At 57.9% G+C, this 25921-nt stretch carries 23 protein-coding genes; 18 read left to right on the top strand and 5 right to left on the bottom strand.

What is annotated here, in order from left to right:
• Position 1: 1 nt before the first annotated feature.
• The 3 genes from AB5Y68_RS13190 to rimO all read right to left on the bottom strand — a co-directional run bounded on the left by AB5Y68_RS13190 (position 2) and on the right by rimO (position 4659).
• Positions 2 to 985 (bottom strand): ABC transporter permease, encoded by a 984-nt coding sequence (locus tag AB5Y68_RS13190; RefSeq protein ID WP_010673905.1) that lies wholly within the window; start codon positions 983 to 985, stop codon positions 2 to 4.
• Between the two features lie 117 nt (positions 986 to 1102).
• On the bottom strand, positions 1103 to 2785 hold the full coding sequence (locus tag AB5Y68_RS13185; RefSeq protein ID WP_039040531.1) for an ABC transporter substrate-binding protein: 1683 nt from the start codon (positions 2783 to 2785) through the stop codon (positions 1103 to 1105).
• A gap of 545 nt (positions 2786 to 3330) precedes the next feature.
• Positions 3331 to 4659 (bottom strand): 30S ribosomal protein S12 methylthiotransferase RimO, encoded by a 1329-nt coding sequence (gene rimO / locus AB5Y68_RS13180; RefSeq protein WP_368207236.1) that lies wholly within the window; start codon positions 4657 to 4659, stop codon positions 3331 to 3333.
• A 17-nt stretch (positions 4660 to 4676) separates the two neighbouring features.
• Here rimO and AB5Y68_RS13175 point away from each other — a divergent pair, with 17 nt between their 5' ends.
• The 3 genes from AB5Y68_RS13175 to AB5Y68_RS13165 all read left to right on the top strand — a co-directional run bounded on the left by AB5Y68_RS13175 (position 4677) and on the right by AB5Y68_RS13165 (position 9033).
• Positions 4677 to 6521 carry a recombinase family protein gene (locus tag AB5Y68_RS13175; protein WP_325768191.1) on the top strand — a complete coding sequence of 615 codons (1845 nt, stop codon included), beginning with the start codon at positions 4677 to 4679 and terminating at the stop codon, positions 6519 to 6521.
• Positions 6522 to 7054: 533 nt separating this feature from the next.
• Complete coding sequence (locus tag AB5Y68_RS13170) at positions 7055 to 7525, top strand: hypothetical protein (RefSeq protein WP_118854098.1); 471 nt, start codon at positions 7055 to 7057, stop codon at positions 7523 to 7525.
• A gap of 242 nt (positions 7526 to 7767) precedes the next feature.
• Positions 7768 to 9033, top strand: a complete 1266-nt coding sequence (locus AB5Y68_RS13165) for a primase-helicase family protein (protein ID WP_325768187.1) — start codon at positions 7768 to 7770, stop codon at positions 9031 to 9033.
• Between the two features lie 334 nt (positions 9034 to 9367).
• Here AB5Y68_RS13165 and AB5Y68_RS13160 read toward each other — a convergent pair whose 3' ends face one another.
• Complete coding sequence (locus AB5Y68_RS13160) at positions 9368 to 9826, bottom strand: hypothetical protein (protein WP_325768186.1); 459 nt, start codon at positions 9824 to 9826, stop codon at positions 9368 to 9370.
• A 303-nt stretch (positions 9827 to 10129) separates the two neighbouring features.
• Positions 10130 to 10708 carry a recombinase family protein gene (locus AB5Y68_RS13155; protein ID WP_325768184.1) on the bottom strand — a complete coding sequence of 193 codons (579 nt, stop codon included), beginning with the start codon at positions 10706 to 10708 and terminating at the stop codon, positions 10130 to 10132.
• Positions 10709 to 11348: 640 nt separating this feature from the next.
• Here AB5Y68_RS13155 and AB5Y68_RS13150 point away from each other — a divergent pair.
• From AB5Y68_RS13150 to fliM, 15 genes are all read left to right on the top strand, one after another.
• Positions 11349 to 12440 carry an HD domain-containing phosphohydrolase gene (locus tag AB5Y68_RS13150; protein WP_039039918.1) on the top strand — a complete coding sequence of 364 codons (1092 nt, stop codon included), beginning with the start codon at positions 11349 to 11351 and terminating at the stop codon, positions 12438 to 12440.
• Between the two features lie 390 nt (positions 12441 to 12830).
• Positions 12831 to 13199 carry a helix-turn-helix transcriptional regulator gene (locus tag AB5Y68_RS13145; RefSeq protein WP_039039917.1) on the top strand — a complete coding sequence of 123 codons (369 nt, stop codon included), beginning with the start codon at positions 12831 to 12833 and terminating at the stop codon, positions 13197 to 13199.
• 84 nt (positions 13200 to 13283) lie between these two features.
• Complete coding sequence (gene arsB / locus AB5Y68_RS13140; RefSeq protein WP_039039916.1) at positions 13284 to 14348, top strand: ACR3 family arsenite efflux transporter; 1065 nt, start codon at positions 13284 to 13286, stop codon at positions 14346 to 14348.
• Positions 14349 to 14399: 51 nt separating this feature from the next.
• Positions 14400 to 14825 (top strand): glutaredoxin-dependent arsenate reductase, encoded by a 426-nt coding sequence (gene arsC / locus AB5Y68_RS13135; protein WP_128343079.1) that lies wholly within the window; start codon positions 14400 to 14402, stop codon positions 14823 to 14825.
• A 103-nt stretch (positions 14826 to 14928) separates the two neighbouring features.
• Positions 14929 to 15705 (top strand): lipoprotein, encoded by a 777-nt coding sequence (locus AB5Y68_RS13130; protein ID WP_039039914.1) that lies wholly within the window; start codon positions 14929 to 14931, stop codon positions 15703 to 15705.
• A gap of 139 nt (positions 15706 to 15844) precedes the next feature.
• A complete protein-coding gene (locus tag AB5Y68_RS13125) occupies positions 15845 to 16231 on the top strand; it encodes a hypothetical protein (RefSeq protein ID WP_039039913.1) in 387 nt (128 codons plus the stop codon).
• A 129-nt stretch (positions 16232 to 16360) separates the two neighbouring features.
• Complete coding sequence (gene fliE, locus AB5Y68_RS13120; protein WP_029314161.1) at positions 16361 to 16678, top strand: flagellar hook-basal body complex protein FliE; 318 nt, start codon at positions 16361 to 16363, stop codon at positions 16676 to 16678.
• A 55-nt stretch (positions 16679 to 16733) separates the two neighbouring features.
• Entirely contained in the window at positions 16734 to 18434 is a 1701-nt protein-coding gene (fliF, locus tag AB5Y68_RS13115; RefSeq protein WP_010673916.1) for a flagellar basal-body MS-ring/collar protein FliF, read from the top strand.
• Positions 18427 to 19488 carry a flagellar motor switch protein FliG gene (gene fliG, locus AB5Y68_RS13110; protein ID WP_010673917.1) on the top strand — a complete coding sequence of 354 codons (1062 nt, stop codon included), beginning with the start codon at positions 18427 to 18429 and terminating at the stop codon, positions 19486 to 19488. The genes fliF and fliG overlap by 8 nt, the downstream gene beginning before the upstream one ends.
• A 70-nt stretch (positions 19489 to 19558) precedes the next feature.
• Complete coding sequence (gene fliH / locus AB5Y68_RS13105; protein WP_039039912.1) at positions 19559 to 20362, top strand: flagellar assembly protein FliH; 804 nt, start codon at positions 19559 to 19561, stop codon at positions 20360 to 20362.
• A 74-nt stretch (positions 20363 to 20436) separates the two neighbouring features.
• On the top strand, positions 20437 to 21768 hold the full coding sequence (gene fliI / locus AB5Y68_RS13100) for a flagellar protein export ATPase FliI (RefSeq protein WP_029314163.1): 1332 nt from the start codon (positions 20437 to 20439) through the stop codon (positions 21766 to 21768).
• A 16-nt stretch (positions 21769 to 21784) separates the two neighbouring features.
• Positions 21785 to 22225, top strand: coding sequence for a flagellar export protein FliJ (gene fliJ, locus AB5Y68_RS13095; protein WP_039039911.1), 441 nt, complete (start codon positions 21785 to 21787; stop codon positions 22223 to 22225).
• Positions 22226 to 22312: 87 nt separating this feature from the next.
• Positions 22313 to 24232, top strand: coding sequence for a flagellar hook-length control protein FliK (locus AB5Y68_RS13090; protein ID WP_039039910.1), 1920 nt, complete (start codon positions 22313 to 22315; stop codon positions 24230 to 24232).
• A 57-nt stretch (positions 24233 to 24289) separates the two neighbouring features.
• Positions 24290 to 24796: a flagellar basal body-associated protein FliL gene (gene fliL, locus AB5Y68_RS13085; RefSeq protein ID WP_010673922.1), complete on the top strand. Its 507-nt coding sequence runs from the start codon at positions 24290 to 24292 to the stop codon at positions 24794 to 24796.
• Positions 24797 to 24806: 10 nt separating this feature from the next.
• On the top strand, positions 24807 to 25880 hold the full coding sequence (fliM, locus tag AB5Y68_RS13080; RefSeq protein WP_010673923.1) for a flagellar motor switch protein FliM: 1074 nt from the start codon (positions 24807 to 24809) through the stop codon (positions 25878 to 25880).
• Positions 25881 to 25921: the final 41 nt, after the last annotated feature.

Raw genomic sequence — 25921 nt, 5'->3', positions numbered from 1 at the left:
CTTATTTGCCTCCTGTACGCAGACGGGGATCCAGGAAGACGTAGAGCACGTCCGCCAGGAAATTGAAGCTGAGCATGGTGATGGTCATGATGAGCAGTTGCCCCTGGATGAGGGGGTAGTCACGGGCCAGGATGCCCTGATAGAGGGTCAGTCCCAGGCCGGGGTAGTTGAAGATCACCTCGGTGATGAGGGATCCGCCGATGACGAAACCGAGCGCCATGGAGAGGGCGGTGACGCTGGGCAGCACGGCGTTGCGGGCGCCGTAGTTGAAGATCACCCGGTTGCTGGAGAGCCCCTTGGCCTTGGCCATGGTGATGTAGTCCTCGCCCAGGAGGTTGATCATGTTGTTGCGCATGGTGATGAGAAAGCCCCCTACCTGCACCGCGGCCAGGGTGCCCACCGGCATGATGGCGTGCAGCAGGATGCTCTTGATGTGTTCCCAGCCAAAATCGGCGGGGATCTCGGGGCTGTAGGCGTAGCCGATGGGCAGCCAGCCGAGGCTCACTCCGAACAGGAAGAGGGCGAGCAGGGAGACCACCACGGGGGGGATGGCCTGCATCACCAGGGTGAGCGGGGAGAGGATGCTGTCCATGCGTCCGCCCCGGTACCAGGCGGCGAAGATGCCGACGATGGAGCCGATGGAGAAGCTCAGAATGGTGGAGGTGCCCACCAGGAACAGGGTCCAGCCGATGGCGCGGCCGAGGACGTCGGCAACCGGTTGGGGGTAGTAGCGCACCGAGGTGCCGAGATCCCAGGTGAAGACGCTCTTCACATAGGTGAGAAACTGGGTGCCGATGGGGCCGTCCACGAAACCGAAGGTGGCTTTGAGGGCTTCCAGTGCGGCGGGTTCCATCATGGCGCCGGCCCGGGCAAACATGACGGAGACGGGGTCCCCCGGCATGGCTCTGGGTAGCAGGAAGTTGATGGTGGCGGCCACCAGGAAGGCGACCAGATAGAAGGAGAAGCGTCTAAGTATAAATCCCATGGTGATACCTTTTACTGCAAGCCTGCCCCGCGCCGGGCAAAGCTCCCCCAACCCCGGCAGGTGCGGGGGATGGAAGACATGGCGGGGAAGAGGGCCCCCCGCAGGGGGCCGGGGTGATTAGCTGTTTGGCTTGAGTGACAGCACGTGCAGCAGACGCTCCGGAGTGTCCGGGTGAACCTGCGGCTTGGCGACCGGGTTGTCGGCACTGAACCAGCCATTGAAGCGCTTGGTGCTGTATTCGTACCAGGTCGGGTTGTTGAACACCGGGATGATGGTCTGGTTGGCCCCGACACGCTCCTGGATGGCGAACATGATCTCCTTCTGCTTGGCCGCATCGGCGGTCTGGGTGAAGTCGTCGATCAGCTTGTCGAGCTCGGGATCCTTGTAGCGGGGCGCCGCGAAGCGGTTGCCGCGCTCACCCATGTTGCGGGAGTGGAAAGCGGTCTCGAAGTACTTGTGCGGGTTGGCACCGGCAAAGTAACCCTGCAGGGCGACGTCGAAGTCACCGGTGATCAGGGACTCGGTCCAGACGGTGGCTTCCGGGGTGGCGGTCTTGGCGTTCAGGCCCAGGGCCTGCAGGCCTTCGACCCCGATCTGGACGGTGTTGACCCAGTCGGTCCAACCGTTCGGTACCAGCACCTTGAACTCGATCTTCTTGCAGCTCGGGGTGTCGAGGAACTTGTCGCCGTCACAGTCCTTGTAGCCCGCCTGTTTCAGCAGGGCCTTGGCCCCTTCCAGGTCGAACTTGTTGTACTTGCCGTACTTCTTCTCGACGTCCGGGTTGTCCCAGGAGGCGAATGCCTTGCCAAGCCCTGACGGGTACTCGTTGACGGTGGGGTAGCCGTAGCCTGCGATGTCCACCATGGACTGGCGGTCCATGGCCATGGAGAAGGCGCGGCGGAAGTTGATGTCGTTGAAGGCTTCGTGGTTGCCCGGGTTCTTGCTCTGGAAGTTGACGTTGAACGCCACTGTGCCGGAGGCGGGGAACCAGTACTTGTTGTTCTTGGGATCGTTGCCGACGTAGAGGCGCTCGATGTCCGGCACGAAGGAGCCGAACCAGTCCACGTCACCCTTCATCACGGCGGCCAGTACCTGGTCGTTGGTGGCCATCTGCGGCATGCGCAGGCAGTCGATGGAGAGGCTGGCGTTGTCCCAGTAGTGCGGGTTGCGGCACTGGGTGTAGAGCTGGGCGGAGAAGTTGTCCACTTCGGTGAAGGGACCGGTCCCGACCGGCTTGTCGTTGGTGAAGGCCACCGGGTCTTTCACCGACTTCCACTGATGCTCCGGCACGATGGGCACCAGCACCAGGTCGTTCACCACGTTGGTGTTGACCTCGGCCAGGTCGAATTTGACCTTGTGGTCACCCAGCTTCTCGACACCCTTGATCTGAGTCCAGATGGAGCGCTCGTCCAGCGCCTTGTTGGCCTTGACCAGGTTGAAGGAGAAGAGGATGTCGTCGGCGGTGAAGGCTTCACCATCGGACCACTTGACCCCTTCGCGCAGGTCGAAGGTGACGGACTTCAGATCATCGCTGAAGGCGTAGTGGGTAGCCAGACGATAGACGGGTTTGCCACCCTGCATATCGTTGAAGATCACCAGCGGCTCATAGATGAAGTGACGGGTGGTGTGGAGCAGACCCGCTTGCAGGAAGGGGTTGAAGTTCTTGACCCATGCGGTTTCCTGCTGGGCAACCAGGGTCAGCACCGTCTTGTTGTCGGCGGCCATGGCTGTGCCGGTGGCACCGGCAAGCAGAGTTCCCAGCATGACTGAGGTTGCGATTTTGGATACTTTGGCAAGCATATTTTTTCCTTTCTTATTGGTCTTCCATGGTTTTGGAATGGAGCACCGACATCGCATGCTTGGATACCGGCCCTCGCTGTTGGTCAGGTTTTGCACCCTTGTAGTTGTGTCGTCCAACGCCCTTAGAAAAGCAGAATTAACAGGAAAACAACAACTCTTCATTTCGTCGATATCGTAAAAATTGCACGGCGCACGTCATTATCGTCAAAATGTATTTTTAATCCTTTTAAATTATACAGTTGCATTAATTCTCACAAAGTAAAAAGTCACCTTGCCACTCCCTGTGACAACGATAATGTGAGCTGGATCGTGCTCGTTTTTTCCCCGTTGACACGGCTTATTTTTGTGCAGGAAACAAGCGACTCACGCGAGCGGAGAGAAGTGTGCGCTGGCTCACGGGCGCGTGCGAAAAGAGGGAGGGGAGGGAGATCGGTGATGAGGGGCGGGACAGGGGATGATATGGGGGCATGCAAGAGCCTGACGGGCGGCGGACATTAAAAAAGCCAGTCGGTGAGACCGACTGGCTTTGAGGGGGAGTGGCGTGATTATTCCACCAGGCTGGCCCAGAGGTCGTACTCGTCCGCTTCGTCGATGCGGACCTTGACCATGTCGCCGGGCTTGAGGCCGGTCTCGCCGTTCAGGTAGACCAGGCCGTCGATCTCGGGGGCATCGGCGGCGGAGCGGCCGGTGGCACCCTCTTCGTCCACCTCGTCGATCAGCACCAGCATCTCTTTGCCCACTTTACGGGCCAGCTTGCGGATGGAGACCTGCTGTTGCAGCTCCATGAAGCGCTGGAAGCGCTCTTCCTGCACCTCGGCCGGCACCGGATCCGGCAGCTCGTTGGCTTTGGCACCCTCGACCGGGCTGTATTTGAAGCAGCCAACCCTGTCCAGTTCCGCCTTGTCGATGAAGTCCAGCAGCATCTGGAACTCTTCTTCGGTCTCGCCGGGGAAGCCGACGATGAAGGTGGAGCGCAGGGTGATCTCGGGGCATATCTCGCGCCACTTCTGGATGCGCTCCAGGGTGCGCTCGACGGAGCCGGGGCGCTTCATCAATTTGAGAATGCGCGGGCTGGCGTGCTGCAGCGGGATGTCGAGGTAGGGGAGAATTTTGCCGTCGCGCATCAGGGGGATGACGTCATCCACGTGCGGGTACGGGTAGACGTAGTGCAGGCGCACCCACATGTCGAGCTTGGCCAGCTCTTCGCACAGGGCCACCATGCTGGTCTTGACCGGCATGCCGTCGTAGAAACCGGTGCGGTGCTTGACGTCCACGCCGTAGGCGGAGGTGTCCTGGGAGATCACCAGGATCTCCTTCACGCCAGCCTCTTTCAGGCGCTTGGCCTCGGCCAGTACCTCGCCGATGGGGCGGCTCACCAGATCCCCGCGCATAGAGGGAATGATGCAGAAGGTGCAGCGGTGGTTGCAGCCTTCGGAAATCTTGAGATAGGCGTAGTGGCGCGGGGTCAGCTTGACGCCCTGGGCCGGCACCAGGCTGGTGAAGGGGTTGTGGGTGGGTTTTTCCACGTATTTGTGGACGTGGCCCAGCACCTCTTCATAGGCGTGGGGACCGGTGATCTCGAGCACCTTGGGGTGGATCTCGCGGATCTGGTTCTCTTTGGCACCCAGGCAGCCAGTGACGATCACCTTGCCGTTCTCGGCCAGGGCTTCACCGATGGCTTCCAGGGACTCCTGCACCGCGCTGTCGATGAAGCCGCAGGTGTTGACCACCACCAGCTCCGCATCGTCATAGCTGGGCACCACGTCGTACCCTTCGGTACGCAGCTGGGTCAGGATGCGTTCGGAATCGACCAGGTTTTTGGGGCAACCTAAAGAGACAAAGCCTACTTTCGGTGCGTGTTTTGTGTTAGTCATTAAGGGGAGAGCTCACATTGCATCATGTCTATAAGGCGCGGGATTTTACAGGAATGGTACAAAACCACAAAGGCCAAAATTTATACAGTTATATTCGTTGGAGTTCAGAGAAGCAGGGACAGGGCACAAGCCATGCCCGACAGGTATCACAAGCCCGTCAGTTCGCATTAGAACACGGTTTAAACTTCATTGAAGTCTTAGATAGTGGTGTCAGTGCCTATCGTGGCGCAAATGCGTCACAGGGCGCTTTAGGTGCATTCATTGCAGCCGTTGAGGGTGGCGCTATCCCTTCGGATTCGTGGTTGTATGTTGAAAACCTAGATCGCCTGTCTCGCCAAGCTATCACAAACTCTCAAGAATTGTTTTTAAAACTGTTGCGTCTTGGCTTAACCATCGTCACAGGCATTGATGGCCGGATCTACACCACCGAAACTGTAAACACGAATCCAACGGATTTGATGTTATCTATCCTCCTGTTTAGTAGGGCTCACGAAGAATCAAAGACGAAGGCAGACCGAACGAACCGGAATGTGTTAGCACTGATAGACCGTCACAATCAGGGTTTACCAGTCAACATTAAAGCCGCAGGTAAGCATCCGTTCTGGATTGATGATAGTGGTTCACAATACGAACCAGTTAGACTACATGCCACCTATGCACCAGCAGCTAAAAAAGCAATAAAACTATTCCTACAAGGTTGGGGCTCGTACCGTGTCTGCAACTATCTAAACGATCACTACCAATGCCCACCAGCACTAAAATATAAAAACAAGCATGGCACCATTAGGGCCGAAGGCTGGAGCATTACCGCACTTAGAAAGATGCGGGACAATCCCGCCTTGTTTGGTCAGCGTGTCATAAGCATTCAAAATAAAACTTATACATTAAACAATTACTATCCTCCTTTAATATCTGAGTCAGACTTCATAAACCTGAAAAGTATTAAAGAAAACAATAAGATAACGTGCAATAAGCAGTATAACACAATATCCTTATTATCCGGCTTGAATATCTTACGGTGTGCCAAATGCCGTGGCCCTATGAGTTTCTTTACTCATAGAAACAAAATCCGGTATGTGTGCGAGACAGGCAAGGCCCAAAAAGGTTGTGTTCCATGGAGTATGGACGGCACGATTGCAGAAAGGTTACTGGTGTTCCCATTGCTAAAAAATTTCATTGATTTAAAACTAAAGGGAATGTCTAACAGTGACCAATACCAACATAAAATTACAGAATTAAATGAAACATTATCAAACATCAATACTCAAATTTCAAACTTTGAAGCTGTCATTGGTGCAGGAATCAATCTTGATTCTACTATTGCAAACCTCCGCAATCTTCAATCACAACGTGAAACAATTACACTTGAATTGAAGAAAGTGACTGAAATTGCAGCCTTGAAAACAAGTAGAGAACAGACGGTCGAACAAATTGTCGAATTTTTATTTGATAATCTAACAGAACAAATCATCAATGACATTAAGCACCCGAATCGCCAAGAATTGCGGGAGACAATCAGAAATTTATTTGCCAATGTCTATTTAGATAAGCAAGACGATAAAACTTACATGATAGCCTTTGAATCACAGGATAATAGTTTTGTTGTTTATAGTGGGGATCCTAACATCGCACCAACGGCTGTAGCCGAGCCATCTTTCCCATCCGCTCTGTTTGAACCATCAGCACAAGATCTTAATGAAATAGAAAGGCTACGTGCCACCATAGATCCGGCAACCCTAAATAAACTTGGTGGTTTAACATTTAAAATCAATGAGTTAGAGGAAAAGCTATGGTCGAAAATGCAACCGATATTGTCACGTTTCACACCAGTTTTAAATAAAGAACTAAAAGCACGAAAGTAAAAAATATATTAAAAATAACAGTTGCAATCATTGAAAAGTTTATGAAAATATGTTAATATATATAATGGTTACATAGATGGTTTTATAACATTCTTGTAATTTTATGGGGGTTCCTTTGGTGCCCCTTTTTATTATTTAATCCATACCTATAAGAGGTTCGATGACCAATGCTAAACAAGAGCTCACAAAGCTAAAACTTATTTTGAAATCACACGGTTTGCGCTGCACACAACCCCAACTTAAACTCCTACAAATTTTGGTTAATGACGGCCCCATTGTCTCCCGTCGCGACATTCATGAAAGAATGGGCAACATTAATCACCCTAATTTAACTGTACTTCTCGACCGATTTGAATCTCACCTTCTAATTAAGAAAACGTGGAATTGTGGGGCGCCAGAATATCACTACCTGCCAGAATAAATTTTTCTATATACAACTTATATATTCATGAGAATACTACAAGTTTGTAGTGTTCCATTCGATATTTTATTTTTTATCCTAATAATCACCTTTGAATTCACCAAGAGGAATAATGACCCAACAAACCAAACTTGATCCTAAACTCCAAAAGTATCTAATCAGTATTAAAGAACAATGCAAACCCGATCCTCAAGAGTTGCAACGCCGCATTGAAGATATGAAAGACCGCCATGTTAATTACATTGAGATTCTCGATCATGGTCATTTACTTGTGGCACAGTTACAGGAAAAAATTCTTAATGGTTATCGATATGAACTTGGAGCATACAGTTATCATAGTAGTGGTTCAGGGTTTGTTCGAGTTCGCCTTATTAAGCCAGATTCTGTATTGCAAGATGAGTTAAAGACATTAGAAAAAGAGGCTGAAGTTCAATATAACAAAGAAATTGAATCTGAAATTAATGGTCGTATTGAACAATTGATGCAGGAAGCCGCCGAAGAGGCTGCACAGAAAGCAGCACAAGCAGCCAGAAAAGAACAAGAAGAAATCAGAGCAAAACTCAAATCTTTCTTGCTCTCTTGATAAATATCTTGTTTTTGGCAGCTAGATATTATATTGTTTCTGGCTGCCAAATTATTTTAATTTAGATTCAATGGAGATAAAATTATGCGTATAGAGCTTGAACTCGGCAGACGAGCCGATGAGAACCTAAAAATCATTATGCAATCAACAAACAAATCTGCACAGTCCTTTTTGCGCCAGCTTGTTACAAACGTACCAGCAGCGAAGCTGTTAGAGCTATTATCCAGTTATCAGGAGAATCCATGCAAGACAACCAAGACAACCAACAACTAATCGATAGCTTTGCACAATCCCTTGCCTCCCGTGGCTTCGTGTTTGTCAACCGTACTAATGGCCCTGAACTCTACAGTACTAAGGATCACGACTACTTCGGCTATCATGCCGTGACGCCTCTCTATTGTCACTGGTGCAATCAGAACAATATCGACAAAAACAGTATCCCTGAAGACCTCTTTCTCGAACTACAGAAGCGTCTTTCTTTTGTCTCTGGAACAGCATTCAGACCAAATGCACCTCTGCACATTCCCCAGCCGTCAGGGCTGACAAGACTCAACACTTTCAAGGCTTACGAGCCCACCAGTACAACCCAGTCTGATATAGTTGGCACCCCTTTTGAAACCTTCATGTCTCGCATGTTCCCTGAACCCGAAGAGCGCCACATTGTCACTCAGTGGCTCGCCCACATGTTCCAAAGGCCAGACCAGCGACCGAGTTGGCACCTACTGTTAACGTCTGACACTGGCACTGGCAAGGGCTTTCTGTTCCACTCGATATTAACGCCGCTACTGTGTAAGCAAACAAAACTCATCAACTCCTTTAAGCGCCTTACAGGTCAATTCTCGGGGATCTTGGAAGAGTCCATGCTGGTAATGCTGGACGATGCTAAAAGCAAATCTGACGCAACCATGACTGAGCTCAAGAGCATTCTTTCCGAATCTCATGTAGTGTTAGAGAAGAAGTATGAGGCCGAAAGAACAGTTGAAATTTTCAGCCGGATAATTTTTGCCAGCAATGAATACCGACCCCTCCGGCTCGACCCCGATGAACGCCGCTGGTACGTCCCGAGAAGGATTGAGCACTCGGAATCCCGAGCCGAGACACAAAGCCTTATAGACTCTCTGGAAGATTGGTTAGATGCTGGTGGCCTTGATGTTGTTTACAATTATTTCATGTCATACAGCCTGGACGGATTTCATCACAAGCGGATCCACCAGACCGAGACACTAAAGGGCATGATAGGTGCCTCCCAAAGCGTCTTGGAAGAAGCCCTTGACGTGTGGCTTGAGGGACAGTTGGCCTTCACTCCAGCAACGCTCTATAAAGCATTTGATGATGAACCTAAAGACCTCATTAAATCAAAGCTCACAGAGAGAGGTTTTGTTCAGAAGAAGATTAAGAATGCGCCCTCTCGTTCTTCGTACTGGATTCATAAGGATACAATCCCCGCAGATGCGGCCAAATGGTTAAATACCAAGTGTTTCCAAAAAATTGATGAGTACTCATTCTAACAGGCTGCCTTCGGGCGGCCTTTATTGTATGTGTCTATCCGGTTCCCAATCAGGTTCCCGCTGGGTTCCCAATGTGGTTCCCAACCTAAAATTCACAATCACCTTATAATTCAATGATTTGCTTTCATGGTTCCCAAGTTCCCAAGGATCCCAAAAACCTTTTTTATCCCAACGGGAGTTACCGCGGGCGAATTCACAAAGTGAATGAGACTGTGCCACAATGGATGAATGTATATATGATGATTGTGGGGCGTAGTAAAATTTCAGCCAGAATTTGTTCTTTCCAGTAAAAATAAGGGGCTCTAAATTAAATAAAGGAGCCCCAGTTTATTTTTTAATTTTGTGATAGAACTTCCTTTAATCTCTGTTGTTCTCGTAAAATTTCCTTCTCGATTGCCTCATAATCCGCCGCCATTTCTTTTGCAAATGCAGCTCTTTCTGCTTCTTTATCTTCTGCCGAGGGATTTAATAGTTTATCTAATTCAGATTGAAAGATAAACAATAGGGCACCTGGAGGAGTTTCCCAAACGACATTATTATCGTCGGCAGTTACATTAATCATAACATTATGAGCATTGCCCTTGTATATGACTATCGCACTCCCCTTATATTTATTTCCTTGCTCGTGAACTAGAGTGACTTTCTCAACCTTAAGGCCATAAGATTTATATTGTTGATTTGTATCAAAAACTTCTTGCATTGACCCTCTAACGTTCCCACCAAGCACATCCACAGACGGACCGCAACCCGATAGTAGTATGCTTGCCATTAGAATTAATACTCTCATTGTCATGCAATTCCTTTGTTGATTAAAAAATAGTATCTTACATCGATCCAAGTGGAATTGCATTGCTCTTGTTAGACAAAGTGCGTTTTCCACTCTGGCGGAAACATTTAAAAATAATTTTTATTTAATATCTGGGCAGCTCTGCAACCCGTATAGATACTGGCTTGAGCGCTTTATGGTTGTCACATTAAATCCTTATAAATAACAGTAAAATCAGATAGTTACATTGCATTTTTTGACATTGAGAAAACAAAAAGGGCCACCATGACGGCAGCCCTCTGAATATTCATAAATTTTTAAGTTGTTGTTTTAAATCGTTTTGTTCCAATGGCGTTTAACGGTTGCAATCCCAACATCCAACGCCCTGGCTGTTTCGCTCTGGCTTAATCCATCCGCTTTACACTTCTGCACCTGCTCTGTTGTCCCTGTTGCCTCGGGCCTCCCCAGCTTCTTCCCTTCCGCCTTGGCTCTTGCTAATCCTTCGGTTGTTCTTTCTCTAATCCTATTCCTTTCAAATTCAGCAAAAGCGCCCATCAATTGCAGCATCAGCTTGCCTTCTGGACTGGACAAGTTACTGACTGGAAGATCCAAACAAACTAACTTAATGCCCTTCTCGCACAACATGCTGACAGTGTTCTGAACGTCTATGTTGTCCCTTCCCAATCTGTCCAGCTTCAACACAACCAACGTATCCCCCTCTTCCAGCTTGTTCAGAACGAGATTAGAGAATACAGGCCGCTCCATAGCGCTTACGCTGCCCGATACCACCTCAGACAGCCAACGGCTATCCTGAACCTCATAACCAGCATTACGTATCGCCAGCAACTGGTTCTCCGATGTTTGCTCTACAGTAGACACACGACCGTAACCGAAAACACGACCACCCATAATATCCCCCTAAACCTTGGTATCAACTAATCTGGTATCATTATGTAATGGTATCATCAATTGTTCAAGCTGTTTTGTTGATACTAGATGGACGGGTGATCCGTTGGTATCATTTAACATTCGTTTTTTGATACCTATAAAATCCGTTTATTTATCGTCATGCGGAACAAGAAATGCGCCGCGATATTTCAAAATCACTAGCGGCTCCATATGACCCTGGCGCCATTTGTCCAGCATTACAGCCCATTAGAAAGGGGGTTGTCATTGCAGCCGTCAGGCGGGGTGGGGGTGGCTTTTGGATTGTAATCTTTTAACCTTTAGGGCAACCCAAGGAGACGAATCCTACTTTGGGGGCCTGTTTTGTGTTGGACATCGCTCAATCACTCTTAGGTGGCTCTTATTCAAGGGCGCGGATTTTACCGGAATGGCTAACCAAAAACTATACAGCCGACACGTCGGAAGCGAACAATCTCTTTGTCCGGGGACGCGGGGTGGGGCGGGCGTGACATGACCACGGGCAGGGAGGGGGCCGTCGCCGGTGCGGGCGGGATCACGATCCCTGTGCGCCGTCACCATTTGGCAGGAGGGGCAAAAAGGGTGTCACTATACTCCCAACAGGCCTATCAGAAGGATGTACGGGATGGAGAGCTCATTTGGTGAGAAAGTGCAGAATGTGCACGCCACCCTCAGGCAGCGGTTTGACAAGTTGAGCCGGGTGGCGATCGCCATCTACGACCCGCAGACGGACCAGCTCAAGACCTTTGCCCACAGCACGGACGGGGGCTCGCCGCTGTTGCAGTACGAGGTCAGGCTGAGCGAGGTGCCTTCCCTGCGCTACCTGGCCGAGCACCAGCAGCCCAGAGTGCTCGATACCCTGGATTCCCTGCTGGGCTCCCCCTCCGAGCACAGCCGCAAAGTGCTGGCGGCCGGGTACGCGTCGAGCTATACCGAGCCGCTGCTGCTCAACAGTCGCTTGTTCGGCTTTCTGTTTTGCGATGCCAAAGAGCCCGGTTACTTCGATGGCGCCATTTGCGGTGAGCTGGCGGCCTATGCCCAGATCCTGGCGGCCATCATCGCGGTGGAGTTCTTCTCCATCCAGACCCTGAACGGGGCGCTGACCACGGTGCGGGAGTTCAGCCGCTACCGGGACGAGGAGACCGCCAATCACCTGCACCGCATGTCGGCCTATTCGCGGCTCATCGCCAGGGAGGTGGCGGCCCATTACCCCTTGAGTGACGAGGAGGTGGAGTTCATCCACCTCTTCTCCGAGCTGCACGATATCGGCAAGATTGCGGTGCCCGACGCCATCCTGCTCAAGCCGGGCAAGCTCACGGCCGAGGAGTACGGGGTGATGAAGACCCACCCCTTCAAGGGGCGGGAGATGATCGCCCTGATGATCCGCGAGTTCGGCCTCGACGGCATCCATCACACCGACATGCTGAAGAACATCATCGCCTACCACCACGAGCGTTTCGACGGTCAGGGTTACCCGGAAGGACTGGCGGGGGAGGCGATCCCCCTGGAAGCCCGCATCGTTGCGGTGGCAGATGTGTTTGACGCCCTTACCAGCGAGCGCCCCTACAAGCAGGCCTGGCCCCTCGAAACGGCCTTCGAATACCTCAAGACCCATGCCGGCAGCCAGTTCGACCCTGTCTGCGTCGCGGCGGCGCTGCAAAGCCGGGAGGCGTTTTGTGCCATCCATCGGCAATATCGGGATCCCGTGATCACCTGATTGCGCCTCTCTCTCCTCCCCGGTTTCTCCCGGATTCCCCAGACCCCGTCATCTGATGGCGGGGCCCTGGGGCCATTTCTCGTTTCATTGCCTTTTGGTGCATCCGGCGCCGGGGTTGTTCTGCGGCATTGCGGCTTTGCGGCGGGGCAGGGCGCCGCGGTGAGCGGGGCGGCCAACGGGAGGATTGTCCGGGGTAAGGTCATAAGAGTGCCTTATAAAGAGAGGCCAGATATTAGCCGTATGACTGACATGAGGCCGCTGGCGGGCACGACATGGCCGGGGCGGCGCCTCTGGTGGCCCGTCCCGTCGCGATGTCGGCTCGGTGGTGACGCTTTGATCATTTCAATAATTCTTGTATAGTTGAAATGAAGCATCCAAGGGGGGAGACCCATGAACAAAGAGACGGCCACCAAGGTCTTTGAATCGCTGGCTTCCGGCATCCGGCTCGAGGTGTGGCGGCTGCTGGTCAAGGCCGGGCTGGAGGGGCGGGTCGCGGGGGAGCTGGCCGGCGAGCTCGACATCGCCCCCAATACCCTCTCGTTTCACCTCAAGGGGATGCTCAACGCCGGGTTGCTGTCGGTGGAGCAGGAGGGGCGCTTTCTGCGCTATCGCGCCAACATCCCCCTGATGCTGGGGGTGATCGCCTACCTCACCGAGGAGTGCTGCGCCGGTCATCCCGAGGCGTGCGGCCTGCTGCCCGCCGGGCCCGGCAGCGCTTCCCGCGCCGAGGGGTCGTCGCCCTGCTGCGGCGAATCGTAACGGGCCAGGGCTGTCTATGCCCATGTGCCGTGTCATTCATCTATTCAACCTGGGGTGCGAGCGTGGATCGCACCGGGAGTCATCATGTCTGCAAGCTGTGAGGCCAAGGCAGCCCCTGCCATCGGCTTTTTTGAACGTTATCTGACCGCCTGGGTCGCCCTCTGCATCCTGGTGGGCATTGGTCTGGGGCAGGGGTTGCCGAGCCTCTTCAAGGCCATCGGCGCCATGGAGGTGGCCAGGGTCAACCTGCCGGTGGGGCTGCTTATCTGGGTGATGATCATCCCCATGCTGCTCAAGATAGATTTTGGCGCCCTGCATCAGGTGAGGGGGCACCTCAAGGGGATTGGGGTCACCCTCTTCATCAACTGGCTGGTCAAGCCCTTCTCCATGGCCTTCCTCGGCTGGCTCTTCATCCGGGTGCTGTTTGCCGACTGGCTGCCGGCGGATCAGTTGGACAGCTACGTGGCGGGCCTCATCTTGCTGGCGGCAGCCCCCTGCACCGCCATGGTGTTTGTCTGGAGTCGCCTCACCAACGGGGATCCCTACTTCACCCTGTCACAGGTGGCGGTGAACGACCTCATCATGGTGTTTGCCTTTGCCCCGCTGGTGGCGCTGCTGCTCGGGGTCTCCAGCATAGTCGTGCCCTGGGATACCCTGCTCACCTCGGTGGTGCTCTACATCGTCATCCCCGTCATCCTCGCCCAGCTGCTGCGCAAGGCCTTGCTGAGAAAGGGGCAGGCCCATTTTGACGGCATCATGACCCGCATCCAGCCCTGGTCGGTGGCGGCCCTGCTGCTCACCCTGGTGCTGCTGTTCGCCTTCCAGGGCAACGCCATCATGGAGCAGCCGCTGGTCATCGCTCTCCTGGCGGTGCCCATCCTGATCCAGGTGCTGTTCAACTCCGGGCTGGCCTACTGGCTCAACCGCAAGGTGGGGGAGAAGCACTCGGTGGCCTGCCCTTCCGCCCTGATCGGGGCCTCCAACTTCTTCGAGCTGGCGGTGGCCGCCGCCATCAGCCTGTTCGGCTTTCATTCCGGCGCGGCGCTCGCCACCGTGGTCGGGGTGCTCATCGAGGTGCCGGTCATGCTGCTGGTGGTGCGCGTGGTCAACGCCAGCAAACCCTGGTACGAGGCGGGACTAAAGCGCTAACGGATGGCCACTAACCCATTTCTATTCACTTGAGTCATGAGAGACAGGCAAATGAGTGCAATCACCCTCTATCACAATCCAGAGTGCGGCACCTCCCGCAACACCCTCGCGCTGATTCGCAACAGCGGTGTGGAGCCCACCATCATTCACTATCTGGAGACGCCCCCCTCCCGCGACGAGCTGGTGGCCCTGATCGCCGCCATGGGCATGCCGGTGCGCGATCTGCTGCGTAAGAACGTGCCCCCCTACGAGGCGCTGGGGCTGGCGGAAGCGCGTTTCAGCGACGATGAGCTTATCGACGCCATGCTGGCCCATCCCATCCTGATCAACCGGCCCATCGTGGTCACCCCCCTCGGCACCCGGCTGTGCCGCCCGTCGGAGGTGGTGCTCGATATCCTGCCCGACCCGCAGCAAGGGGCCTTTGCCAAGGAGGATGGTGAGCAGGTGGTGGACGGTCAGGGCAAACGGCTTCGTTGAGCCCCTGCGCGTCAGCGTCTGGCCCGCGCCAGGGGGATGCCCTTAACGGGCAGGCGCCAGATCTGCTACTGTGACCTTCGACTCATCACAGAGGGTGGAAACAATGAAGATTCGATTCCTGGTGATAGCCACGGCACTGGCGCTGGCCTCGACCCCCAGTCTGGCCGATTGGGCAAAGCTGAAGGAGGCCGCCTCCGAACTCGGTACCGCGGTGAGCGATACCAGCAAGGAGGCGTGGAAGGGGATCACCGATTTTTCCAAGGAGACCTGGGAGTCGGTGTCCAGCTGGGGGGCCGAGGCCTACAACAAGGCGGGGGCCTGGACGGCAGAGAGTGCGGCCACCGGCAAGGAGTGGCTGACCGCCGCCGACAAGAAGCTCGACACCATGCTCGAGCCCAAGACCCCGGAGGAGGCGAGAACCGCCCTCGATACCATGGCCGATACCGCCCTGGTGCGGCTATTCAACGAGCAGCCCTCGGCCAAGTTGCTGTTTGACAAGGCTTATGGCTATGCGGTGTTCGACTCGCGCAAGTTCTCCCTGATGATCCATACCAATCAGGGGGCCGGGGTCGCCATCAATCGCACCAGTGGCAAGCACACCTACATGAAGATGTTCGGTGCCGGTCTTGCGGCCGGGATCGGCGGCAAGTTCTACCAGCAGGTGATCCTGTTCGAGGACAAGGCGAGGTTCGATGCCTTCGTCAGCAAGGGGTGGGAAGCCACCTCCGAGGTGGGCGCCGTGGCGGGCAAAGAGAGCGCCGAGCTCACCGCCAAATACAATGGCGGCATGGCCATCTACCAGATTGGCGAGAAGGGGCTGTTGCTGGACGCCAACATCTCGGGCTCCAAGTACTGGCTGGATGATGACCTGAACAAGTGATCCCTGCCGATCTGACTCGTTTTTTCTTGGAGGAGATCGAGGTGCACTCTGTTTAATTGTCGGGACTTGCAGTAAAAAGAGGGCCTTGGGCCCTCTTTTTCATGGGCGCCGCACAGAGTCCAGCGACAAGGAGAGCAAGATGACCCATGAGGCCGAACAGGAGCGGATGGCTGCCCACCGCCGGGAGTGGGACAAGCAGAGCATCTATCTGCGCTTGCAGGAGGGGATCCCGGCCGCGTTCTGGGTCTGGGGGGATCTGGTGGCACCGCTCGAACCCTGCCTGACACAGAGTGATCAGGGGGCATCCTTCGGTTGGGGGGAGGCCGACGAGGCCAGCCTGGCGCTTTCCCATGCCATCATCGCCAGGCTGGTGAGCGTGGGGCTGGTGGCCCCCGAGCGGGCGGGGGAGAAGGCCTGCTACCTGCGCGACGAGGTGCTGGCCAAGCTGCCTGCAGGCGAGCACTACGATCTGCACCTGAGTTACCTGCGGCTGCTGCTGGGCGATCCCCCCGGATCTGCAACCTGATCTCCGGATGGCCGGTGCCCGCCGGCCTGATCGCGCCCCTCTTTTATCCCTGATCTCGAGATCCCACTCTGGTTGGCACCTTTATTGCTTCAAGCCAGTCAGTGTCAATGATTTGTCTGGGAAGGGAAGATGGAAATTAGCGCAAGCAGCCTGATGCAAGAGATGCAGGCCCTCAAGGTGGAAGCCGGTGCCACGCCGTTGACCCAGCCCGGTCGTCCGGTCAGCTCGGATTTCGGCCAGATGCTGCAACAGGCCCTGGACAACGTCAACGAGTTGCAGGGCACCGCCAACGATCTGCGTACCCGCTTCGATCTCGGCGACAAGTCGGTGGATCTCTCCCAGGTGATGATCGCCGGCCAGAAATCCTCCATCGCCTTCGAGGCGACGGTGCAGGTGCGCAACAAGATGGTCGATGCTTACAAGACCATCATGAACATGCCGGTGTAACTCGGGCCCATGGCGACCGAGCATCATGAAGATGTCAGCAACAAGGACATAAACCGTGGCAACTGATCAAAACGGCGATCTGCTGATCAACAACGAGGGGGCGGCCGCCCTCGACGAGCACGAGCAGAAGAGCTCGGCGCTGGGCTTCCTGTCCAACACCGATGTGTTGCGCCAGATCACCCTGATCCTGGGGCTGACCATCTGTCTGGCCATCGCCGTCTTCATCCTCTTGTGGGGCAAGGAGCCGGAGATGCGTCCCCTCGGCACCTTCACCACCCAGGAGCTGGTCTCCACCCTGGATTACCTGGATCAGCAGAAGATCCCCTATCAGGTGGATGGCAAGAGCGTGCTGGTCAGTGCTGAAAACTATGCGGACATCCGGTTGCGCCTGACCCGCGCCGGTCTGGCCAACAACAGCGACGCCAGCAACGACGGCGAAGCCATCCTGCTCAAGGACTCCAGCTTCGGCGTCAGCCAGCGCATGGAGAGCGAGCGCCTGAAACTGAGCCGCGAGCGTCAGCTGGCGAGCGCCATCGAGCAGTTCCAGAACGTCGCCAAGGCCCAGGTGCTGCTGGCCATCCCGAAAGACAACGTGTTCGCCCGCAACGAACGCAAGCCCAGCGCCACCGTGGTCCTGAGCCTCAAGGGCAACGCCCTGGGCCAGGGTGAGGTGGACTCCATCGTCGACATGGTCGCCTCCGCCGTTCACGGTCTGGAGCCGACCCGCGTCACCGTGACCGACCAGAACGGTCGTCTGCTCAACTCCGGCTCCCAGGATCCCCTCTCTGCCCAGACCCGCAAGGAGTTTGCGATGCAGCAGAAGCAGGAGCTCGAATACAAACAAAAAATTGACGCCATCCTGATCCCGGTGCTGGGGGCCGACAACTATACGGCAGAGGTGGATCTCTCCCTCGACTTTTCCCAGCAGGAACAGACCCGCAAGACCTACAACCCGGACCTGCCGGCGGTGCGCTCCGAAATGACCATGGAAGAGAACAGCGCCAGCGGCAGCAACGGCGGGGTACCCGGTGCCCTCTCCAACCAGCCGCCCGCTGCGTCCAACATTCCCGAGCAGGCAGCCGGCGCAGAAGGAACCGCCTCTTCCGGCCGTTCCCGCAAGGAAGCGACCCGCAACTTCGAACTGGACACCACCGTCAGCCACATCCGGCGCCAGCAGGGCGGCATTCGCCGCATGACGGTGTCGGTGGCGGTAGATTACAAGGCCATCCCCGGCGCCGACGGTGCCGTGACCCGGGAAGCCCGCAGCCAGGCCGAACTCGATACCCTGCGCCGTCTGCTGAGCGGCGGTCTGGGCTTTGACGTGACCCGGGGGGATACCCTGGAGGTGGTCGCCATTCCGTTCAACCGCCCGGAACTCGAGACCGTGGCCGACATCCCTCTCTACGAGCAGCCCTGGTTCTGGCGCGCGGTGCGCATCGCCGCCTCCGTGCTGGTCATCATAGTGCTCATCGTCACCGTGGTGCGGCCCATGCTCAAGCGCCTGCTCTACCCGGACGCCAAGCCGGAAGGGGAGCTGGACTTCGACAACCACACCGTGCTGGGTGGCGACGACGAACTGAGCCTGCTGGCCGCCCAGGCCGAGGCCGAACCGGTATTCGGTCTGCGGGATGGTCAGCTCAAGCTGCCTGACCTGCACCGTGACGAGGATCTGCTCAAGGCCGTGCGCGCCCTGGTAGCGAACGAACCTGACCTGGCCGCCCAGGTCATCAAAGAATGGGTAACCAAAGATGCCTGAAGAGAATAAAAGCCAGGTCACCGGCAACGACATCACCGAAAGCCAGCGCCTGATCCTGGATCAGATGGGCGGCATGGAGATGGCGGCGGTGCTGATGCTGAGCCTCAACGAGGAGGACGCGGCCCAGATCTTCCGCCACCTCGAGCCCAAGCAGGTGCAGCGGCTCGGCATGTCCATGGCCTCCATGTCGGATTTCAGCCACGATCGGGTGGCGGCGGTGCATCGTCAATTTATCGACGACATCCAGAAGTACACCAACATCGGCATCGGCAGTGAAGACTTCGTGCGCAAAGCCCTGGTGGCGGCGCTCGGGGAGGACAAGGCCAGCAACCTGGTGGATCAGATCATCCTGGGGTCAGGTGCCCGCGGCCTCGACTCCCTCAAGTGGATGGATGCCCGCCAGGTGGCCAGCATCATCCAGAACGAGCACCCGCAGATCCAGACCATCGTCCTCTCCTATCTGGAGCCGGAGCAGTCCGCCGAGATCCTGAGCCAGTTCCCGGAGCAGGTGCGCCTGGATCTGGTGATGCGCATTGCCAACCTCGAAGAGGTGCAACCGGCGGCGCTGCAGGAGCTCAACGACATCATGGAGAAACAGTTCGCCGGTGCGGCCGGTGCCCAGGCGGCCAAGATGGGCGGCCTGAAGGCGGCGGCCAACATCATGAACTACCTGGACACCAACATCGAAGGCCAGCTGATGGACTCCATCCGCGAGTCGGACGAGGAGATGAGCCAGCAGATCCAGGATCTGATGTTCGTGTTCGAAAACCTCATCGACGTGGACGATCGGGGCATCCAGACCCTGTTGCGGGAAGTGCCCGGGGATCTGCTGCAACGGGCCCTCAAGGGGTCGGACGACCAGATGCGGGAAAAAGTATTCAAGAACATGTCCAAGCGGGCCGCCGAGATGCTGGCGGACGACCTCGAGGCCATGGGGCCGATCCGGGTCTCCGAGGTGGAAGCCGCCCAGAAGGAGATCCTCTCCACCGCGCGCCGCCTGGCGGATGCGGGCGAGATCATGTTGGGAGCGGGTGGTGGCGAAGAGTTCCTCTAAGCCATGGGCCATGGAATGTGCGATGATGTCGGCCCCTGTACCCGGCCCTCGATAGGAGTCTCTTCGGCACATGAATGACAAGAACAGCAAACTGCGCGGCTATCTGAGGCCCGAGTCCGACACGGCGCAGATTGAGACCTGGGGCTGGCCAGAGATGGAGACCGAAGCCGAGGTCGAGACCAATGCCCTGGGGCTGGCTCCTGACTGGTATCGTCAGGAGCAGGCCGATGCGGCCCTGCCGGAAGAACAACCCGAAGAACCCGCCCCCAGCATCACCGCCGAAGAGGTGGAGGCGATTCGTCAGGCTGCCTGGGAAGAGGGGATGCGTGATGGGCGCGAGGCCGGTTTTGCCAAGGGGCTGGAAGAGGGCAAGCTCGAAGGCTTGCAGCAGGGCCACCAGGCTGGGCTGGAGCAGGGCAGGGAAGAGGGACTCGCCATAGGGCGGGAGCAGGTGGAGCTGGAGATAGCCCGCTGGCAAGCCCTGGTCTCACGCCTGGCCACTCCCCTTGGCGAGATGGACGAGGCGGTGGAGCAGCAGCTCATCGCCCTGGTGCAGCAGCTCGCCCGCGCCCTCATCCGCCATGAGGCGCAAACCTCCCCCACGCTGCTGCTGGAGGCCCTCAAGCAGGGGTTGGCCCTGCTCCCTGCCGCCGAGCAGGGGGTCACCCTGATGCTGCACCCGGAGGATGTGACCCGGGTGGAGGCCGCCTTTGGCGCCGAGGAGTGCGCCAGGCGCCACTGGCGGCTGCAAAGCGAGCCCACCTTCTCCCCCGGCGATCTGCAACTGGCCACCGAGCTTTCCAGCATCGATCTCACCCTCTCCGGGCGCATCGATCAACTGCTGCGCAATTTTCTGCGTGACAACGCGAGCTGAGCCATGGCCCGGTTCGAACCCGTCGTGCAGCGCCCTGCTGACGGCATCATCAGGCACTCATCGTCGGAGGCGACATGACGGCACCCCTTCTTGATCGGCTTAAAGGCTACCGGGTTCGCGAGCAGGCCCCCATACCGCCGGTGGCGGGCAAGCTCACCCGGGTGGTGGGGTTGACCCTGGAAGCCATTGGCTGCCGCGCCGCCATCGGCTCCCTGTGCCGCATCGATACCCAGGATGGGGCCCTGGAAGCCGAGGTGGTGGGGTTTGCCGGGGATCGCCTGTTCTTGATGCCGAGCGAGCAGCTCAAGGGGGTTATTCCCGGCGCCCGGGTGGTGCCCGTCACCGAAGATCACGGCATTCCGGTGGGCATGAGTCTGCTTGGCCGGGTCATCGATGGCATCGGCCAGCCCCTGGACGGGCTCGGCCCCATCCTCTCGTCCCAGACGGTGCAGTTCGCCCAGCACCGCATCAATCCCCTGGCCCGTCGCCCCATCCATCAACCCATGGACGTGGGGGTACGGGCCATCAATGCCGTGCTCACCGTGGGCCGGGGTCAGCGCATGGGGCTGTTCGCCGGATCCGGTGTCGGCAAATCCGTGCTGCTTGGCATGATGACCCGGGGCTCGGTGGCGGATGTTGTCGTGGTGGGCCTCATCGGCGAGCGGGGCCGGGAGGTGAAGGAGTTCATCGAGGAGATCCTCGGCGCCGAGGGGCGCGAGCGCGCCGTGGTGGTGGCCGCCCCTGCCGATGCCTCGCCGCTGATGCGCCTCAAGGGGTGTGAGACGGCGCTCGCCATCGCCGAGTATTTCCGCGAGCAGGGGCTCAACGTGCTGCTGCTGATGGACTCCCTCACCCGCTACGCCCAGGCACAGCGGGAAATTGCACTGGCGGTGGGGGAGCCGCCGGCCACCAAGGGCTATCCCCCCTCGGTGTTTGCCAAATTGCCGGCGCTGGTGGAGCGGGCCGGCAACGGCAGTGACGGCCAGGGCTCCATCACCGCCTTTTTCACCGTGCTGACGGAGGGGGACGATCTGCAGGATCCCATCGCCGACGCGGCCCGGGCCATCCTTGACGGCCATATCGTGCTGGCGCGGGAGCTGGCGGATGCGGGCCACTATCCGGCCATCGACATCGAAAAATCCATCAGCCGGGTCATGCCCATGGTGACCTCACCGGAGCACATGGAGCTGGCGCGCACCTTCAAGCAGTTCTACTCCCTCTACCAGCAGAACCGGGATCTCATCACCATCGGCGCCTACAGCCAGGGATCGGATCCGCGCATCGACCGGGCCATCATCCAGAAACCCTATCTGGATCAGTTCTTGCAGCAGAAAATGCGCGAGGTCATTCACTACGATGAAGGCCTGCAATCCCTGCAACTGGTGGCCATGCCCCTGATGCGTTGACCGGTGGAGAGCCCTTATGAGTAAAGGATTGACGTTGCTGGCGAGTCGGCTGGAGGAGGCCGAACAGCAGGCCGCCATGGCGCTGGCCAAGGCCCAGCAGGATCTCAAGCTGTTCATGGATCAGCAAAACGCCCTCAACCAGTACCGCCAGATCTACCACCAGCAGTGGACGGAGCGCGGTCTGCAGGGGATCAGCCCCCAGCAGAACAGCCAGTATCACGCCTTCATCAACAAGCTCGAAAACGCGGCGACCCAGCAGTACCAAGGGGTGTTGCAAGTGCGCGAGGCGCTGGCCGAGTGCCGCACCCAGTGGCTCGAAGCCCAGCAGCGGCGCAAGGCGGTCGAGCTGCTGCTGGAGAAGAAGGCGGACAAGGTGCGCCAGAAGGCCCAGCGCCAGGAGCAGAAGATGCTGGATGACTACGCCATCCTGCGTCGTTATCACCAATCTGGCCTGTAATTTGCTTTCTTCCAGTCATGCGAGGCCGATGGGCCAAGCCATGACCGCACGTGCGGCCGTCACCGAATCGTCGTCAGGGATCCCAGCATGATACAGACCCCCTTGATTAGCACTCTCCCCCAGGCGCCTTCTGCCGATGGCAGCGCCACCCTGCTGGCTCCCACCGTCGGGGGCGAAGGGGGCGTGCAGCCGTCAGGCGAGGGCAAGGCCGCCTTCTCGCAAGCCATGGCCATGGCCCAGCTGATGGGCAAGGCGCCAGCCAGCCAGGGCAATCCACCACTCCAGGGGCCCGCCGAGGGCGCCCGGGAGGGGCTTGCCCCGGCTGCCAAATCTTTGGCGTCTGACGAGCCCGCCACCGAGTCCGTGTCTTCCTCGAAGGGGGCGGACGACGAGGGGGAGCTGCCTCCCGACGACTTCCTGCAACAGTTGCAAGCCTCCCTGCGCCAGGATGTGAGCCTGGTGGTGCCCCTGACATCGCCCGCCATGGCCGGTGAGGCGGCGGCGCCTGTGGACGGCAACCCCTTGCCGCCTGGCGCCGCTGCGCCTGGGATGGCAGAGGGGGTGGGAATGGCAGAGGACGTGGGGATGGCAGAGGGCGTGGAGGCGGCAGAGGGGAGCGCCTCCCTGCCGCAGATGACGCCAGAGCGTCAGCATGAAGGGAACAAAACGAAGGCCATCCCCGGTGCGGCCCAAGGCGCCAGCGCCGTGCCAAGCGGTCAGGGGGCTCTGCCGCAGGGGGCCGAAGAGCCCCCCTTGGCCGATGACACTGCCGTGGCCAACCAGGGCGAAGCGACCCGCCAGCCCATGGCAGGCAAGGGAGCGGAGCCGGATGCCAAGGGGGTCGAGCCCCCTCTCTCGGGTCAGGAGCGTGCCGCCCTGCTCGCCAAAGTGGTGGCAGGAGAAAACGCCCAGGCTCCCACTGTCACCCGGGCTGACTCATCGCAAGAGGCACGGGTGACCGATCCCCTGGCGTCGGCCGGACAGGGGGCAACCGCTTCCCGTGCCACCAGCACCTATGGCGATGGCGTGATCCGGACGGTGGCGCAGGGGCCGGCCCCTGCGGCCACACCGGAGTCCGCTCCACCCGCGACGGCGGCAGGGGCAGAGAAGGAGGCCCCTGTCGCCGGTGAGGCCAGACAGGCCGAGGCCGCGAGCGGGCAGGGAGCCCGTGCAGGGGCCGAGCCTGCGGTGAATGCAGGGAGCAGCCAGCCCGTGACGACGGAAGACCCGGCCCCCGTGCAGGTGGCGCCGCAGATCCTGGCTCGTCATGAATCCCAGGGGGCACAGGCCCCCCTGACGGCCCTCTCGGCGGGCCTGGACCAGATGGAGAGCGCCCCCGTGGTGGCCGCCGGCGCGGCCGTGTCGGTGAAGCCCGCGGTGGACAAGTCCCGGCTCGATGAGCTGGGCAAACAGTCGGGGATGGAGGTCAAGGGCAGTGAACCCGCCGAGGGGAGCCAGCCTTTGCATCAGGCACAGAGCCAGGTCGGCGAGAACAGACCGCTGGCCGAGGCGACCGTCAGACGGGAGCCTCAGAGCCTGCCCCACCTCAAGCTGGCGACCCCTGAGGCCCCCGAGCAGCTGCACCACAAGGTGAACCTGATGCTGGCGGACAAGCTGCAGCAGGCGGAGATCCAGCTAGACCCCCTGGGGCTTGGCAAGATGAAGATCCAAATCCAGATGGATGCCTCCAGCCAGGCCAGCGTGCACTTCGTGGTGCAGCATGGCCAGACCCGTGAGATGCTGGAGCAGGCCATGCCGCGCCTGCGCGACATGCTGGCAGGGCAGGGGATCCAGCTCGGCCAGACCGTGGTGCAACAACAGGCGCAGCAGCAAGCCTTCCAGCAGCAGGGGCAGTCATCCTCCCAGGGTCAGTCCGGTTTCGGTGACCAGGGGCGACAGGGGGGAAATGGTGGCGGCAGCGATGGCAGAGAGGCCGAGGGGAGCGCTCGCAACCTCACGCTGCTGGTGGAATCGGCAAACGATGCCGGAATCGATTTCTATGCTTGATGCATTCTTAAGTAAGTTTATGATACCGAACAAGTTTGAGACTAGGGTGGACAAGGGATGGCAGACGATAACGAACTGACGCTGAAGGATCCGGCGGCAGGCAAGAAAAAGAAGCTGATCATGATAGTCGCCCTGGCCGTCGTGCTCCTTGGTGGGGGTGGCGCCGGTGCCTGGTTCATGCTCGCCGGTGGGGATGAGCCCGCCGCCGAAAAAAGCGAGGCCAAGCCGGAGGCGAACACGCCCCAGCCCTCGCTCTATGTGGGCATGCCCCGTCCCTTCGTGTTCAACGTGGCGGGAGGCCAGCGGGATCGGCTGGTGCAGATCAAGATCCAGCTGATGGTGCGCGGCACCGCCGACGAAACCCTGGCCAAACAGAACATTCCCCTGATCGAAGGCACCTTGCTGCGGGTCTTCAGCTCGGCGACCGCCGAACAGCTGATGACCTTCGAGGGCAAGGAGAAGCTGCGTCAGGATTCGCTGGAAGAGTGCCGCCGGGTGCTGAACGACCTGGTCTCTTCTCCCGTAATCGAACAAGTGCTGTTTACCGGCTTTGTCATGCAATGAAAGGTGAAGCGTGAGCGATCTGTTAAGTCAGGACGAGATTGATGCCCTGCTGCACGGCGTCGACGATGTCGAGGAGGAGGAGCTGGGAGCTGCCGGGGATCCCGGTATCGCCCAGTTCGACTTCTCCTCCCAGGACCGCATCGTCCGCGGCCGCATGCCGACCCTGGAGCTGGTGAACGAACGGTTTGCCCGCCACATGCGCATCAGCCTGTTCAACATGATGCGGCGCACCGCCGAGGTCTCCATCAACGGCGTGCAGATGCTCAAGTTCGGCGAATATGTCCACACCCTGTTCGTGCCCACCAGCCTGAACATGGTGCGTTTCCGCCCCCTCAAGGGGACGGCGCTCATCACCATGGAGGCGCGGCTCGTCTTCATCCTGGTGGAGAACTTCTTTGGCGGTGATGGCCGCTACCACGCCAAGATCGAGGGGCGGGAATTCACCCCCACCGAGCGGCGCATCATCCAGATGCTGCTCAAGCTGGTGTTCGAGGACTACAAGGATGCCTGGGCGCCGGTGATGGACGTGGGCTTTGAATACCTCGACTCCGAAGTGAACCCGGCCATGGCGAACATCGTCAGCCCCACCGAGGTGATCGTGGTGAGCTCCTTCCACATCGAGCTGGACGGCGGTGGCGGCGACTTCCACGTGGCCATGCCCTACTCCATGCTGGAACCCATCCGCGAACTGCTGGATGCGGGGGTGCAGAGCGACAAGGGGGATACCGACGTGCGCTGGAGCAAGGCCCTGCGCGACGAGATCATGGACGTCAAGGTGGAGCTCAAGGCCAAGCTGCTGGAGACCGAGCTCTCCTTGCGTGAGCTGATGGAGCTCAGACCCGGGGACATCATCCCGGTGGAGATGCCGGAGAACCTGCTGGTCTTTGTGGAGGACTTGCCCACCTTCCACGCCAAGATGGGGCGCACCAAAGAGAACGTGGCGCTCAAGATCACCGACAAAATCAAGCGCCCTGACGGGGTCAAGACAGAGATGCATCTGGTGACCCGCGGGGGCGTGCGCATTGATGGCGAAGCCGAGCTGGAAGAGCTCGAGCGAAGCATCTCTGACAAACACCCTGATTGATCCTCCCCCCGGGGAGGTGTTGCAACACTGAGGAATTGAAG

The organism is Aeromonas sp. R6-1 (genome assembly GCF_040908165.1).
GTDB classification, from domain to species: Bacteria; Pseudomonadota; Gammaproteobacteria; order Enterobacterales; family Aeromonadaceae; genus Aeromonas; species Aeromonas caviae.
The sequence above is the reverse complement of the archived record's forward strand: the minus strand, read 5'-3'. Positions and strand labels throughout refer to the sequence as shown.

What these genes read in the sequence shown, in the direction of transcription:
- AB5Y68_RS13170 (WP_118854098.1), top strand. Translation starts at nt 7,055, where the DNA reads ATGACCCAACAAACCAAACTTGATCCTAAACTCCAAAAGTATCTAATC.
- fliL (WP_010673922.1), top strand. Translation starts at nt 24,290, where the DNA reads ATGGCAGACGATAACGAACTGACGCTGAAGGATCCGGCGGCAGGCAAG.
- AB5Y68_RS13145 (WP_039039917.1), top strand. Translation starts at nt 12,831, where the DNA reads ATGAACAAAGAGACGGCCACCAAGGTCTTTGAATCGCTGGCTTCCGGC.
- fliI (WP_029314163.1), top strand. Translation starts at nt 20,437, where the DNA reads ATGACGGCACCCCTTCTTGATCGGCTTAAAGGCTACCGGGTTCGCGAG.
- AB5Y68_RS13155 (WP_325768184.1), bottom strand. Translation starts at nt 10,708, where the DNA reads ATGGGTGGTCGTGTTTTCGGTTACGGTCGTGTGTCTACTGTAGAGCAA.
- AB5Y68_RS13150 (WP_039039918.1), top strand. Translation starts at nt 11,349, where the DNA reads ATGGAGAGCTCATTTGGTGAGAAAGTGCAGAATGTGCACGCCACCCTC.
- fliJ (WP_039039911.1), top strand. Translation starts at nt 21,785, where the DNA reads ATGAGTAAAGGATTGACGTTGCTGGCGAGTCGGCTGGAGGAGGCCGAA.
- rimO (WP_368207236.1), bottom strand. Translation starts at nt 4,659, where the DNA reads ATGACTAACACAAAACACGCACCGAAAGTAGGCTTTGTCTCTTTAGGT.
- AB5Y68_RS13165 (WP_325768187.1), top strand. Translation starts at nt 7,768, where the DNA reads ATGCAAGACAACCAAGACAACCAACAACTAATCGATAGCTTTGCACAA.
- AB5Y68_RS13125 (WP_039039913.1), top strand. Translation starts at nt 15,845, where the DNA reads ATGACCCATGAGGCCGAACAGGAGCGGATGGCTGCCCACCGCCGGGAG.
- AB5Y68_RS13190 (WP_010673905.1), bottom strand. Translation starts at nt 985, where the DNA reads ATGGGATTTATACTTAGACGCTTCTCCTTCTATCTGGTCGCCTTCCTG.
- arsC (WP_128343079.1), top strand. Translation starts at nt 14,400, where the DNA reads ATGAGTGCAATCACCCTCTATCACAATCCAGAGTGCGGCACCTCCCGC.
- AB5Y68_RS13090 (WP_039039910.1), top strand. Translation starts at nt 22,313, where the DNA reads ATGATACAGACCCCCTTGATTAGCACTCTCCCCCAGGCGCCTTCTGCC.
- fliH (WP_039039912.1), top strand. Translation starts at nt 19,559, where the DNA reads ATGAATGACAAGAACAGCAAACTGCGCGGCTATCTGAGGCCCGAGTCC.
- AB5Y68_RS13130 (WP_039039914.1), top strand. Translation starts at nt 14,929, where the DNA reads ATGAAGATTCGATTCCTGGTGATAGCCACGGCACTGGCGCTGGCCTCG.
- fliG (WP_010673917.1), top strand. Translation starts at nt 18,427, where the DNA reads ATGCCTGAAGAGAATAAAAGCCAGGTCACCGGCAACGACATCACCGAA.
- AB5Y68_RS13185 (WP_039040531.1), bottom strand. Translation starts at nt 2,785, where the DNA reads ATGCTTGCCAAAGTATCCAAAATCGCAACCTCAGTCATGCTGGGAACT.
- arsB (WP_039039916.1), top strand. Translation starts at nt 13,284, where the DNA reads ATGTCTGCAAGCTGTGAGGCCAAGGCAGCCCCTGCCATCGGCTTTTTT.
- AB5Y68_RS13160 (WP_325768186.1), bottom strand. Translation starts at nt 9,826, where the DNA reads ATGACAATGAGAGTATTAATTCTAATGGCAAGCATACTACTATCGGGT.
- fliE (WP_029314161.1), top strand. Translation starts at nt 16,361, where the DNA reads ATGGAAATTAGCGCAAGCAGCCTGATGCAAGAGATGCAGGCCCTCAAG.